This is a genomic window from Streptacidiphilus alkalitolerans (assembly GCF_042511045.1).
Taxonomy (GTDB): domain Bacteria; phylum Actinomycetota; class Actinomycetes; order Streptomycetales; family Streptomycetaceae; genus Streptacidiphilus; species Streptacidiphilus alkalitolerans.
Genome location: NZ_JBHEZX010000003.1, coordinates 491586 through 504576 on the forward strand (window position 1 = coordinate 491586; position 12991 = coordinate 504576).

Sequence of the window (12991 nt, forward strand, 5' to 3'; positions counted from 1 at the left end):
CTCGTTCTGCTCTCTGCTCCCTATGACGCGGGACCGCCGGGCACACGTTACAGGGGCCCCGGAATTGCTTCCGGGGCCCCTGCGGGATGTGCTCAGCGTGGAGCCGGCAATCGGTCCAGAAAGACCTTGAAAGCCGTGGGCTCGATCTTCGTCACCCCGTTGAAGGGGTAGTTCATCTCCTTGATCAGCACCAGCGACCCGACCACCAGCGCGGTCAGCGACAGCACCATCAGCGCGTGGGCCAGGGTGTTGGACAGGCCGAAGAGATAGGTGAAGCCGATCGTCAGCACCGCGCCGAGGATCAGCGCACCCCAGAGGATCGGCGGGACCGAGTCCTCCACCTCGGTCAGCCGCTCCCTGCGCTCGGTGGCCAGGTCCTCCACATGGGTCACCGCGTGGTCGAAGAGCACCTGCTGGGCCGGGGTGGTCGGCTGGTAGGAGTTGACGGCGTTACGGATCGCATAGACCTCCTGGGTGGCTTGGGGACTGCTCTTGTGGTCCGCCATCAGCGGCCACTCGTCGTCCTCGACGGTGTGGGCGTAGGCGAGGGTGGCGTGCTCGATGGTCGCGCCCAGCGGCAGCGGCATCTCGCGGGAGATCCAGTAGACCCCGGCCAGGGCGTCGGCCTCCTTGAAGGTGGTCTGCCGGGCGGCGTCGACGTTCTCCCAGACGGAGATGACGACAAAGCCGAGCAGCACCGCGTAGAGCACTCCCACACCGGCGAAGATGAAGCCGGCCACATCGTTGCTGCCCTCCCTGGACGGGTGCGGGACGAACCGCTGCACCGCCCAGAGCAGGACACCGGCGAAGGCCAGCGAGCCGAAGAAGACCAGGAGGTCGGACCAGCTCAAACGGTCACGCTCCGTTCTGTGCGACGGTGGAGGTGGTGGTGGTGCCGGCTCAGTCCCGCGGGTGCGCGACCTCGACGTTCTCCAGCACCCCCAGCGCGTCCGGCACCAGCACCGCCGCCGAGTAGTACGTGCTGACCAGGTACTGGATCACTGCCTTCTCGTTGATCCCCATGAAGCGGACCGAGAGGCCGGGCTCGTACTCGTCCGGGATCCCGGTCTGGTGCAGCCCGACCACGCCCTGGTTGTCCTCACCCGTGCGCAGCACCAGGATCGAGGTGGTGTGGCCGCCGTTCACCGGGATCTTGTTGCACGGGAAGATCGGCACCCCGCGCCAGGACGGGATCCGGTGCCCGCCGACGTCCACCGCGTCCGGGTAGAGCCCCCGCTTGCTGCACTCGCGGCCGAACGCGGCGATCGCCCGCGGGTGGGCCAGGAAGAGGTTGGAGCCGCGTCGGCGGGAGAGCAGCTCGTCCAGGTCGTCGGGGGTGGGCGGGCCGCCGTGGGTGTGGATCCGCTGCTCGTGCTCGGCGTTGTGCAGCAGCCCGAACTCCGGGTTGTTGACCAGCTCGTGCTCCTGGCGCTCGCGCAGCGCCTCCACGGTGAGCTTGAGCTGCTGCTCGATCTGGTTCATCGGCTGGTTGTAGAGGTCGGCGACCCGGCTGTGGACCTGCAGCACGGTCTGCGCGACGCTCAACTCGTACTCGCGCGGCGCGAGTTCGTAGTCCACATAGGTGCCGGGCAGTTCCTCCTCGCCCTCGTGCCCGGAGGCCAGCTCGATGGCGGCCTGGCCGTGCCGGTCCTGCGACAGCTCCGCCTCGGCCAGGTAGAGCTCGACCTGGACCCGGAGCTCCGGGGAGCGGTCGACCAGGCCGGCGAAAGCCTCCTTGGGCAGCGAGAGCAGGGTGCCGGCGGTCGCGGCCTTGGCCGTGTAGGCCCAGGTGGTGCCGGCCCCGGTGAGCACCTCGGTGAGCGCCTCGTCACCGAAGTGGTCGCCGTTGGCGAGGGTGCCGAGCACCGCCTCGTGGTCGCCGAACTTGCCGTCGCCCAGCCTGCGGATCTTGCCGTGGGCGACCACCAGGACGTGGTCGACGGGTGCGCCGAGGGCGGCGATCACCTCACCGGCCTCGAACTCGCGCTGGCTGAAGCGCCCGGCCAGCTCGGTGAGCAGCTCCTGGTCGTCGAAGCCCCTCAGCACCGGCAGTTCGCCGAGTGTGGGCGGGACGATCCGGACCTCCGAGCCGGTCTGCGCGATACTGAGCCGCCCCCGGCCGGTCGCGTAGGTGAGCCTGCGGTTGACCCGGTAGGTACCGCCGGCGACCTGGACCCAGGGCAGCATCTTCAACAGCCACCGCGAGGTGATGCCCTGCATCTGCGGGGCGGTCTTGGTGGTGGTCGCGAGATTCTTCGCTGCCGCGGTGCCGAGAGCGGTCTGCTGGTCCGTCATCTGCTACTGCCTCCCCAGAACGTGTGACCTGCGGTTCCAGAGTGTCGGCTGGGGAGGCCGCCTTCCATTCCCTGAAAGAGTGCGCATGTTCGACACCCATTCGGGGCAGTCACAGCCGCTGTTCGCCTATGCACTCCGGCATATGACGCAGTGTCACCGGACGGTCAGCCGGCGTCACCCAGCGCATCCAGCAGGTACGGCCAGGCCGAGGAGCCCGGGTCGATCAGGCCGAAGTGCTCCATCCCCGGAAGCTCCACCAGCCGCACCGGATCGCCCGCCCGCTCGGCCAGGGCGGCGTACTCGCGGCTCATCGCCGCCGGGACCTCCTCGTCCTCGCTGCCGTGCAGCAGCGTCACCGGCACGCCCAGCGGCAGCAGCGCGCCCGGGTCGGCCAGGGCGTAGCGCTCGGGGACGGCGTCCACATTGCCGCCGAGGAGGCTCGCCGTCGCGCCCCGGCCCAGGTTCCAGACGTCGGAGAGGGCCAGCGAGGCGCACCCGGCCAGCGACACCACGGCGTCCGGGCGCCACTCGGTCCGCCAGGTCGAGCCCGGCGGGAGCCGGTGCCTGGCGGCGGCCCACAGCGCGAGGTGGCCGCCGGCCGAGTGGCCGACCAGGACGGTGCGCTTGGCGCGGATGCCGCGGGCGGCGGTGATCATGTGCAGCGACTCGGTGAGGATCGAGATGTCGTCGAAGGTCCCCGGCCAGCCGCCGCCGGGCGACCCCACCCGCCGGTACTCCGGCACCGCGACCGCGAAGCCGGCCCGGGCCAGGGCGTCCGCGAGCGGGGCGGTGTGCGCCCGGTCGTAGGCGGCCCGCCAGAAGCCGCCGTGGACCAGCACCACCAGGGTGCTCGCGGGGGCGCCGTCCTGCGGCAGCCGCAGGTCGACGATCTGCTCCGGGCCCGGCCCGTAACGGGCGGTGTAGTCCGGCGGCGGGGCCGGGGACCGCTCCTGCAGGGACTGGAGCAGGACGTCGTCGTCGCTCGCGCTCACCGGTGCTCCTCGCATCGTCTCGGGTCGTGTCGCATCGTCGGCAGTGCCGCGCCGGTCAGTACGGCTGCACCGGCCGCCACTGGACCGGGCTGGAAAGGATCATGGTGCTGGCGGGCTGCCCGTACTCCGACAGCCGGTCGATCAGCGCCTCGAACTCCGCCATCGAAGCTACCGCCACCATCAGCACGCAGCAGGCGTCTCCGGTCACCCGGTGCAGTTGCAGTACTTCCGGCCAGTCCGCGACCGCCGGATCACGCAGTACGCAGCGTGGACCGTAGCACTGCACCTGTACCAGCGCGCTCACCGGCCGACCGGCCCTGACCAGGTCGATCCGGGCGTGGTAGCCGGTCAGCACCCCCGCCGCCTCCAGCCGCCGCACCCGCTCGGCGACGGCCGGCGAGGACAGGTTGACCCGCCGCGACAGCTCGTTGAAGGAGAGCCTCGCGTCCTGCTGCAACTCGGCCAGCAACCGCCGGTCCACCGCGTCCACGGCCGTGCCTTTCGTTCGGAAACCCGGGGCAGTGATCTGCCTTCCCCATGGTAGGTACTGGGGCCCAAGTGGCACGCGGTGGCCATTCAGCGTGAGGTGGAAACGATCGAGAATGGCGGAACCGCAGCAGATCGTCCGGACAGGGACCCGACCGGGGACCCCGACCGGCGACCCGACCAGAGACCCGAGGAGGCATGCCATGGAGCCCAAGCTCGACTTCGGCGAGCCCACCACCCCGTACGCCGCCTACGCGGGCATCGACGCCCTGCACTCGCTGCAGCACCCGCGCAGCAAGGAGCCCGCCGAACGGACCTTCATCGTCGCCACCCAGGTCATGGAGCTGCTGTTCGCCCAGCTCCGCCAGGAGTGGGTCGCCGCCCAGCACGCGCTGCGCGCCGACGACCTGGTCGGCGCGACCGCGGCGCTGCGGCGCGGCCTCGGCGTCCAGGACGTGCTGGTCGGCTCCTGGGACCTGCTGACGACGATGACACCGGTCGAGTTCAGCGCCTTCCGCCCGTACCTCGGCGAGGCCAGCGGCTTCCAGTCCTTCAGCTACCTGCACCTGGAGTTCCTGCTCGGCAACAAGAACGAGCGGCTGCTCACGCTCTACGCGGGCCACCCCCGGGTCCACGACGAACTCGCGGAGACCCTGAACAGCCCCTCGCTGTACGAGGACGCCGAGGCGGTGCTGGCCCGGCGCGGTCTCGTCGGCCCCGAACCCTGGGTGACCGTCTACGGCGACCCCGCGTACGCCGACCTGGCGCTGCTCGGCGAACTGCTGCTGGACGTGGCGGAACGGGTCACCCGATGGCGGCAGCGGCACCTCAGCTCGGTGAAGCGGACGATGGGGGCGAAGCCCGGCACCGGTGGCTCCAGCGGCCTGAACTGGCTCCGCAAGGCCGCCGAGCAGGACGTCTTCCCCGAGCTGTGGAGCGCCCGCAATGCCCTCTGAGCCGCAGGCCGCCGCAGGGCGGGGTGCCGCCGAGCCGCAGGCCGCCGAGCCGCCGCCCGCCGTCGAGTCGCTGCTCACCGCACGGCTGACCGCCGAGGTCGAGGCGTTGGACGCCGCCGACCCGCTGCGCGCGTTCCGGGACCGCTTCACCCTCCCGGAGGGCGTGCTCTACCTGGACGGCAACTCCCTCGGCGCACTCCCCGCGCACACCCCCGAGCGGATCGCCCGGATGGTCGAGCAGGAGTGGGGTCGCGGCCTGATCCGCAGCTGGAACGAGGCCGGCTGGTACGACCTGCCGCGCGGCCTCGGCGACCGGATCGCGCCGTTGGTCGGCGCGGCGGCCGGGCAGACCGTGGTCTGCGACTCGACCTCGGTGAACCTCTTCAAGGTGCTGACGGCGGCGCTGCGGCTGCGCCCGGACCGCCGGGTCATCGTCTCCGAGCTGGGCAGCTTCCCGACCGACCTCTACCTCACCGAGGGCGCGGGGGTCGGCTACGACCGGCGGCTGCTGGACCGCGACGGGGACACCCTGGAGCAGCTGCTGGACCAGGACGTCGCCGTGGTCCTGCTCTCCCACGTCGACTACCGCACCGGGCGGCTCCAGGACATGGCCGCCGTCACCGAACTGGTGCACCGTCACGGCGCGCTGATGGTCTGGGACTTGTGCCACTCGGTGGGTGCGCTGCCGGTCCGACTCGACGCCTGCGAGGTCGACTTCGCCGTCGGCTGCAGCTACAAGTACCTGAACGGCGGCCCCGGCTCCCCCGCCTTCCTCTATGCCGCCGCCCGGCACCATGACGCCGCGTCGCAGCCGCTCACCGGCTGGTTCGGGCACGCCGACCCCTTCGCCTTCGAGCCCGGCTACCGCCCCGCCGACGGCATCGGACGCTTCCTCACCGGCACCCCGCCGCTGCTCAGTCTCGCCGGCCTGCAGGCCGCGCTGGACCTCTGGGACGAGGTGGACCTGACCGCGCTGCGGGCCAAGAGCCTCGCCCTCACCTCGCTGTTCCTGCGGCTCACCGAGCCGCTGGGGCTGCCCTCGCTCACCCCGCAGGACCCGGAGCAGCGCGGCAGCCAGGTCTCGCTGCGCCATCCGCAGGCGTACGCCGTCATGCAGGCACTGATCGAACGCGGGGTCATCGGCGACTTCCGCGCCCCTGACGTGCTGCGCTTCGGTTTCACCCCGCTCTATCTGAGCCACGCCGAGGTGAGGGACGCCGCGGAGGCGCTGCGCGAGGTGCTGGTCTCCGAGGTCTGGCGCGAGCCGCGCTTCGCCGCAGTGGCGGGAGCAGTGACCTGAAACAAGAGCAGTGCTCTGATGCGGGAACGGTGCTCTGACGCAAGGACAGTGCTCTGACTCAGGGCAGCGCTCTCGTACGAAAGCGGCGCTCTCGCGCGGAAGCACTGCTCCGAAACGGAAGCGATAGCCCGCGACAGCAGCATCGGCGATGGACACCCCTGTCGCCGCAGGCCCCCGCGCTGCCAGAATGGCCCGATGCGCACCCACGCCCCCGCCACCGCAGCCACGAGGCGCCGCACCGGCCTCACCCTCGCCCTGCTGTCCGCCTGCGCCTTCGGCGGTTCCGGGACCGCGGCCAAGCCGCTGATCGAGGCCGGCCTGACGGCGATGCAGGTGGTGTGGCTGCGGATCGCGCTCTCCGCGCTGGTGCTGCTGCCCGTCGCCATCCGGCACCGCGACCTGCCCCGGCGGCACCCCGGGCTGCTGATCGGCTTCGGCCTGGTCGGGGTGGCCTGCGTACAGGGCTGCTACTTCTACGCCATCTCCCGCATCCCGGTCGGGGTCGCGCTGCTGATCGAGTACCTCGGCCCGGCGCTGCTGCTCGGCTACGTCCGCTTCGTCCAGCACCGCCGGGTGACCCGGGCGGCGGCCGTCGGCGCAGTGGTGACCATGGCCGGTCTCGCCCTGGTGGTGCAGTTCTGGAACGGACTCGGCGGCCTGGACCCGATCGGGGTTGCCTCGGCGCTGGCCGCCGCCTGCGGGATGGTCGGCTACTTCATCCTGTCCGAGAAGTCCGGCCCGTCCGCGACGGGCGGCGAAGAGCCGGCCCGGCCGATCGACCCCATGGGCATGACCGCGTACGGGCTGATCATCGGGGCGATCGTGCTGCTGCCGATCGCGCGCCCCTGGGAGACGCACTGGCACCTGCTCGGCACGGACGTGTCCATGGGCGGGACGCCGGTCCCGGCACTGCTGCTGCTCGGCTGGGTGGTACTGATCGCCACCGTGCTCGCCTACCTCACCGGGGTCGCCTCGGTGAGCAGGCTCTCGGCGCCGGTCGCCGGGGTGGTGGCCTGCCTGGAGGCGGTCGTGGCGACGGTGCTGGCCTGGGTGCTGCTCGGCGAGCACCTGGTGCTGCCGCAGATCATCGGCGGCCTGCTGGTCCTGGCGGGAGCCTGCGTCGCACAGACCTCGACGCCGTCGGACACCGCCGCAGTCGACTTCGTCGCACCCGTCGGAGAGGCGCCCCACGGGGAGGCAGCCCCCTTGGATGCAGCCCACAGCGAAGCCACCCACGGCGGAGCCACCGCCGATGCGGCGCCCGTCAGTGCGGCCGTTTCTGCTCTGCCACCTGCTCGGCAGCCCACCGTGCCCACTCCTCCCGCATCGCACTGAACCTCAGCCCGAACTCCAGGGCCAGCCTGCCGTTGGTCGACAGCATGCCCTCGTCCCAGCTGATCGACTGCTCCAGCCGCTCCAGCGCGCTGTGCTCCCCGGCCGCGCGCTCGGCCATCGCCCGCAGGTAGTCCAGCGCCTGCTCGTCGCTCAGCACGCCCAGGAAGAACACCCGGAGCAGGGTGTCGCTGCGGCGCGGAGGCTCCGGCTGGGTGTCCAGCAGCCAGCGGCGCAGTTCCGCCAGGCCCTCGTCGGTGAGCGCGTACTCCTTGCGCCCGCGCGGGCCCTCGGCCGAGACCTTCAGCAGCCCCGTTCCGGCGAGGCGGGTGAGTTCGCCGTAGACCTGGCTCTGAGTGGCGGGCCAGACATTGGCCAGCGAGGTGTCGAACAGCTTCATCAGGTCGTAGCCGCTGGCCGGCTGGTCGACCAGAAGTCCGAGAAGTGCGTGGCGGAGGCTCATGACTCCCACTCTACCTTCCACTCTTGACAGGTCAAAGTGCGACCCTCTACTTTCGACCTATCAGAATTGGAACGTCGCTACGAGGGGAACGAACACCATGAGCTACCTCCGAGGCTTCATCCCGTGGATCGCCTTCGCCGCCCTCTCCACCGTGGGATGGCAGTGGGGAGCCCTGGCCGGACTCGTCATCGGCGTCCGACTGCTGATGCAGGACCGCAAGGCCGGCGTCGCCACCGACGCGCTGATCCTGCAGTTCAGCACCGTCGTCTACTTCGCCGCGCTGACGGCCTTCGCCTTCGCCGCCCCGCACTCCCCGGTCGAGCACTACGACGGCGCGGTCTCCTTCGCCTGGCTCGCCCTCACCGCTTGGGGCACCCTCGCCGCGACCCGCCCGTTCACCCTCGGCATCGCCAAGCAGCAGGCGCCGAAGGAGGTGTGGGGCAGCCCGGCGTTCCTGCGGATCAACGTCGTGCTCACCGCGGCCTGGGCCACCGCCTTCACCCTGACCGCCGCCGCGGTCGCCGCCTGCGACGCCGCCCACCTCGGCTCGCTCGCCACGACCGGCTGCCAGGTCGCCGGGTTCGTCGTCCCGGCCGTCTTCACCGCCCGCTATCCCAAGGCCGTCCAGGCCCGCCTCGCCGCGACCGCCACCCCCGTCACCGCCGCCCGCTGACCGCCGCCAGCCGACCGCCGCACCCTTCGCATCGCCACTGCGCAATCGGCCACACACCGTCGAGGAGCCCGTCATGAGCACCACCACCGCCCCGCACCTGCTCGGCAACTACGCCCCGGTCACCGACGAGATGACCGTCAGCGAACTCCAGATCACCGGTGCGATACCGCCCGAACTCAGCGGCTGGTACCTGCGCAACGGGCCCAACCCCAAGGAGGCCGCCTCCGCACACTGGTTCCTCGGCGACGGCATGGTCCACGGCGTCCGCCTCGACGGCGGCAGGGCCACCGCGTACCGCAACCGCTGGGTCCGTACCGCGACCTTCACCTCGGGCGCCGGGCTCTACGACGACCGGGGCACCCTGAACCTGGCCGCCGGCGTCGCCAACACCCACGTCGTCCGGCACGCGGGCCGCACCCTCGCCCTGGTCGAGTCCTCCTACCCGTACCAGCTGGACTGCCGCCCCGGGCACGAGCTGGAGACCCTCGGCGCCTACGACTTCGGCGGGCGGCTGCGCACCCCGATGACGGCCCACCCCAAGACCTGCCCCACCACCGGCGAGCTGCACTTCTTCGGCTACGGCGGCCTGGCCGCACCGTATCTGACGTACCACCGCGCCGACGCCAACGGTGAACTGACGGTCAGTCGGCCGGTGGACGTGCCGGCCCACACGATGATGCACGACTTCCAACTCACCTCCGGGCACGTGGTGTTCATGGACCTTCCGGTGGTCTTCGACCTGGAGCGGGCGATGGCCCGGGCCGGCATGCCCTACGCCTGGACCCCCGGCTACGGCGCCAGGCTCGGCGTCCTGAAGCGGGACGACCCGTACGGCGAGGTGCGCTGGTTCGACATCGACAACTGCTACGTCTTCCACACCCTCAACGCCCACGAGGACGGCAACAGCCTGGTCCTGCACGCCATGCGCTACGCCTCCCTCGCCGACGGGGCCAAGGTCGACGCCCCGGCCTCGCTCTGGCGCTGGACCCTGGACCTCGCCGCCGGAACCGTCCGCGAAGAGCAACTGGACGACCGCAACGCCGAGTTCCCCCGCATCGACGACCGCCTCGCTGGCCTCCCGTCCCGCTACGGCCACGCCACCGCGGCCGCCCGCCCGCTCGGCGCGATCGCCGCGCCGAGCGAGGGCCCGATCACCCCGCAGCCGCAGGCGGACGGCCTTCCGCACGAGCCGCAGTCCAGCGCCGTCCACCGCTACGACCTGTTGACCGGAACCAGCGCCAGCCATCACTTCACCGTCGGCCGCACCCCCGGCGAGGCGTCCTTCGTCCCCAAGGACAGCACCCCCGGCGGCCCCGGCTGGCTGATGACCTTCGTCCACGACGCCGGCACCGACCGCAGCGACCTGGTCATCCTCGACGCAGACGACCTGGCGTCGCCCCCCGTCGCCACGATCCACCTCCCCGGGCGAGTCCCCTTCGGCTTCCACGGCAACTGGCTCCCGGACGCCTAGACACCCGGAAGGGCGGGGTTCAGTGGCGCGGAGGCTGCCGGAGGGGCGGAGGCTGGATTGCCTCCGCCCCTGTGTCTGGCGGGGTGTCAGCCGCCGAGGATGCCGCCCTTGTGGAACTGGTCCACCTCGCCGTTGCTGCAGGAGTTCTTGTTGCCCCACACGCCTGCGACGCCGGTGGCGTTGGCGACCGCGCAGCGCAGGTCGACGTCGGCGAACGGGGCCCCGTTGTTGTTGATGACCCCGTCCTGGGAGCCGGCCAGGGTGTCGCCGAAGTGGTTGCCGTAGGTACCCTCGCCGGCGGTCGTGGACCCGCCGTCCATCTGGTAGGAGCCGATGGCCTGCTGAGCACTCTCGGTCGTGTCGCCCCCCGCGCAGTCCAGTGCCGACGCAGGGGCGGCCAGAGCCGTCGCCGCGGACAGGGCGAGGGCGGTACCGGCCAGAACCTTCTTGATCATTTCGCGCTCCGGTGGAGGTTTTTGTTTGCTGTGGAGGTGGGGCAGCGAGTGCGGGCGAACCGTTTCGCCGCATCCCGCGCAGGACCCGGGCGCCGTCAGTGCGCCCAGGCCGCGTCGCCCGAGGCCGCGCTCGCTCCTCGGCTGTGCATGTAGCCCAACGAGGCCCCTGCAGCGCCGTGACACCCTTTCACCCGGTTAGCTCACATGTCCGCTTGCCGACAGCACTTTCGATCCGCCATTCGGTGCATACCATGACACTTACGGACAAGAGGTTCGTTTGGCCTGGTGAAGAGCCCGCCCGACCAGGGACGGGCACCCGATCCACTCCCCCACGGAGAATCCCACCATGATCAAGAAGATCCTGGCCGGCACCGTCCTGGCCCTGTCCGCAACCGCGGCCACCGCCGCTCCGGCCATCGCCGCCCCCATGGACGCACAGACCCACGAGACCGCAGCCGGCGCCATCAGCGCCTACCGCATGGGCGGCGACACCACCGGCGCCGAGGGCACCTACGGCAACCACTTCGGCGACACCCTGGTCGGCTCCCAGGACGGCGTCATCAACAACAACGGCGCCCCCTTCGTCTTCGTCGACCTGCGCTGTGCCGTTCCCAACGCCACCGGCGTCGGCGCCACGTTCGGCAACAAGAACTCCTGCAACGAGGCCCCCGTCGACCAGTTCCAAAAGGGCGGCATCCTCGGCGGCTGACGACCGGCCCCGTACGGCGCGCCTGCGCACCGATCGACGGTGCGCAGGCGCATCCACGGATGCAGACATCCCCTTGCGGTGGCCATGACGCCTGCCGGTCTGCTCAGGTCCAAAGGAGGGCGGGGGTTCGGTCCGGGGGCTGAGGCGTCGGGGGCGGTCGCGGGGCAGGCTCGCTGGTATGAGCATCTCTGCGGGGCCCGTGCGCGGTCTGTTGGACGCCGTGCAGCGTGGCGACAATGACGGGTTCGCCGCGTTGTTCGGGGAGGACGGGGCGGTGGACGACTGGGGGCGGGTCTTCACCGGGCGGGACGAGGTGTACGGCTGGAGCGCACGTGAGTTCCTCGGGCTGGGCGGTCGGCTGACGCTTCGCCAGGCGACCACCGACGGAACCGTCCTGACGGTCGACATCACCACCCGGGGCGGCTACAACGGCCCCGCCACGCTGACCTTCACGCTCACCGACGACGGCACCCGCATCCGGCGGATGAGGATGACGGACTGAATCCCCGCGCAGGCGGTACAACAGGGGAAGCCGATCCTCGGCCGCACCCGTACGCGCGTACGCCCGCACCACCCCGGAGGCCCCGTGAGCACCAACGCCCTGCGCGACGCCTGGGCAACCCTCGTCCCCGACCGGCGGGACGACCCCGGGAACCGCCACGGCCCGCTGCCTCCGCTGCTGATCGCGCTGACCGTGGTCACCGGCCTGGTCGACGCGTTCAGCTACCTCGTCCTGGGCCGGGTGTTCGTCGCCAATATGACCGGCAATGTCGTCTTCATCGCCTTCGCCCTCGCCGGGTCCCACGACTTCTCACTCGCGGCCTCGCTGGTCGCACTGCTGGCCTTCGCCGTCGGCGCGCTGCTCGGCGGACGGCTCGGGGTGCGGTTCGCCGCCCACCGGGGGCGGCTGCTGCTGGCCGCCGTGGTCGCCGAGGCGGTGCTGGTCCTGGCCTCGTACCTGTACTGCCTGCTGGTCCCGCACGCCGAGACCGGCGGCTCCCGCTACCTGCTGGTGGTGCTGCTCGGCCTGGCCATGGGCGCGCAGAACGCGGCGGTCCGCCGCCTCGCCGTCCCGGACCTCACCACGACCGTGCTGACCCTCACCATCACCGGCATCGCCGCGGACAGCCGTGCGGCCGGCGGTGGCGACAGCAAGATCGGCCGCAGGCTGCTCTCGGCGCTCTCCATGTTCCTCGGCGCCTTCCTCGGCGGCCTGGCCGCCCTGCACGGACACGCCGCCCTGCCGCTGCTCCCGGCGGCGGTCCTGCTGGCGCTGGCCTGCGCCGCGCTGGCCACCCAGGCCCGCTCCACCCTCCCCTGGACCGGGAAGCCCTGACCGAACGCGCACCGGTTCCGCTCGGCGGCGTCCGCACGTGCGTTCGATCGACCACTCGTAGTGATCAATGTGTCCGATTCACTGTGTACGGACGGGTTCCGCGCGGCAGGCTGGCCCTGCGGTCGAGATCACCCGACCGCTTCCGAGGAGAGGGCACCACCATGGCAGGGAGCTTTGAGTTCAGCTACGAGACTCCGCAGATCTCCGAGGAGACCGACCACGTCACCTGGGAGTGGACCGCCACCAACACCGGTGCTGCCACGGTCACTCAGGTCACCCTGACGTCGAGCCTGTCACCGTACGCGCTGCAGTTCACGAAGTCCTCCGGTGACGGCGACAGCACAATCACAGGCAGCACGGTGAAGACCCGGTTCGCGACGGTCGCCCCCGGCGTCACGCTGCGCGGCACCCTGGAGGCGGACCTGCCGGCCGACCTGGACGGCCCGGTGCAGATCAGCGGCAGGGTCACCTGGAAGGACGCGGCCCAGGCCGAGACCGTCCCCACCGCCACCTGAACCGGGTT

15 protein-coding genes are annotated in these 12991 nt (G+C 71.3%); 9 read left to right on the plus strand and 6 right to left on the minus strand.

Annotation, left to right across the window (positions count from 1 at the left end):
* Window positions 1-92: 92 nt before the first annotated feature.
* From ACEZDG_RS09020 to ACEZDG_RS09035, 4 genes are all read right to left on the minus strand, one after another.
* Window positions 93-851, minus strand: a complete 759-nt coding sequence (locus tag ACEZDG_RS09020; RefSeq protein ID WP_380505097.1) for a bestrophin-like domain — start codon at window positions 849-851, stop codon at window positions 93-95.
* Window positions 852-900: 49 nt separating this feature from the next.
* On the minus strand, window positions 901-2295 hold the full coding sequence (locus ACEZDG_RS09025) for a family 2B encapsulin nanocompartment shell protein (protein WP_380505100.1): 1395 nt from the start codon (window positions 2293-2295) through the stop codon (window positions 901-903).
* Between the two features lie 164 nt (window positions 2296-2459).
* Window positions 2460-3287: an alpha/beta hydrolase gene (locus ACEZDG_RS09030; protein ID WP_380505103.1), complete on the minus strand. Its 828-nt coding sequence runs from the start codon at window positions 3285-3287 to the stop codon at window positions 2460-2462.
* A 55-nt stretch (window positions 3288-3342) separates the two neighbouring features.
* Window positions 3343-3777 carry an Lrp/AsnC family transcriptional regulator gene (locus ACEZDG_RS09035; RefSeq protein ID WP_380505106.1) on the minus strand — a complete coding sequence of 145 codons (435 nt, stop codon included), beginning with the start codon at window positions 3775-3777 and terminating at the stop codon, window positions 3343-3345.
* A gap of 199 nt (window positions 3778-3976) precedes the next feature.
* Here ACEZDG_RS09035 and ACEZDG_RS09040 point away from each other — a divergent pair, with 199 nt between their 5' ends.
* The 3 genes from ACEZDG_RS09040 (at window position 3977) to ACEZDG_RS09050 (ending at window position 7364) form a co-directional block, all read left to right on the plus strand.
* Window positions 3977-4729 (plus strand): tryptophan 2,3-dioxygenase, encoded by a 753-nt coding sequence (locus ACEZDG_RS09040; protein WP_380505109.1) that lies wholly within the window; start codon window positions 3977-3979, stop codon window positions 4727-4729.
* Window positions 4719-6029: a kynureninase gene (gene kynU / locus ACEZDG_RS09045; RefSeq protein ID WP_380505112.1), complete on the plus strand. Its 1311-nt coding sequence runs from the start codon at window positions 4719-4721 to the stop codon at window positions 6027-6029. The genes ACEZDG_RS09040 and kynU overlap by 11 nt, the downstream gene beginning before the upstream one ends.
* A 195-nt stretch (window positions 6030-6224) precedes the next feature.
* Complete coding sequence (locus ACEZDG_RS09050; protein ID WP_380505115.1) at window positions 6225-7364, plus strand: EamA family transporter; 1140 nt, start codon at window positions 6225-6227, stop codon at window positions 7362-7364.
* Here ACEZDG_RS09050 and ACEZDG_RS09055 read toward each other — a convergent pair.
* Entirely contained in the window at window positions 7294-7824 is a 531-nt protein-coding gene (locus tag ACEZDG_RS09055; protein ID WP_380505118.1) for a PadR family transcriptional regulator, read from the minus strand. The two genes, ACEZDG_RS09050 and ACEZDG_RS09055, sit on opposite strands and share 71 nt — an antisense overlap.
* Window positions 7825-7921: 97 nt before the next feature.
* On the opposite strand from ACEZDG_RS09055, the gene ACEZDG_RS09060 reads away from it, so the two are divergent.
* Together ACEZDG_RS09060 and ACEZDG_RS09065 are read left to right on the plus strand one after the other, a co-directional pair.
* The gene (locus ACEZDG_RS09060; RefSeq protein ID WP_380505121.1) at window positions 7922-8497 is read left to right on the plus strand and encodes a hypothetical protein; all 576 of its coding nucleotides are present in this window, start codon (window positions 7922-7924) and stop codon (window positions 8495-8497) included.
* Between the two features lie 73 nt (window positions 8498-8570).
* Window positions 8571-9968, plus strand: coding sequence for a carotenoid oxygenase family protein (locus tag ACEZDG_RS09065; RefSeq protein WP_380505124.1), 1398 nt, complete (start codon window positions 8571-8573; stop codon window positions 9966-9968).
* An 86-nt stretch (window positions 9969-10054) separates the two neighbouring features.
* Here ACEZDG_RS09065 and ACEZDG_RS09070 read toward each other — a convergent pair whose 3' ends face one another.
* A complete protein-coding gene (locus tag ACEZDG_RS09070; protein WP_380505127.1) occupies window positions 10055-10423 on the minus strand; it encodes a hypothetical protein in 369 nt (122 codons plus the stop codon).
* Between the two features lie 346 nt (window positions 10424-10769).
* On the opposite strand from ACEZDG_RS09070, the gene ACEZDG_RS09075 reads away from it, so the two are divergent.
* The 4 genes from ACEZDG_RS09075 (at window position 10770) to ACEZDG_RS09090 (ending at window position 12983) form a co-directional block, all read left to right on the plus strand.
* Window positions 10770-11132, plus strand: a complete 363-nt coding sequence (locus tag ACEZDG_RS09075) for a hypothetical protein (RefSeq protein ID WP_380505130.1) — start codon at window positions 10770-10772, stop codon at window positions 11130-11132.
* Window positions 11133-11310: 178 nt separating this feature from the next.
* Window positions 11311-11634, plus strand: coding sequence for a nuclear transport factor 2 family protein (locus tag ACEZDG_RS09080; RefSeq protein WP_380505132.1), 324 nt, complete (start codon window positions 11311-11313; stop codon window positions 11632-11634).
* A gap of 84 nt (window positions 11635-11718) precedes the next feature.
* Window positions 11719-12468 (plus strand): YoaK family protein, encoded by a 750-nt coding sequence (locus ACEZDG_RS09085; RefSeq protein WP_380505135.1) that lies wholly within the window; start codon window positions 11719-11721, stop codon window positions 12466-12468.
* Between the two features lie 161 nt (window positions 12469-12629).
* A complete protein-coding gene (locus ACEZDG_RS09090) occupies window positions 12630-12983 on the plus strand; it encodes a hypothetical protein (protein ID WP_380505138.1) in 354 nt (117 codons plus the stop codon).
* Window positions 12984-12991 lie beyond the last annotated feature (8 nt).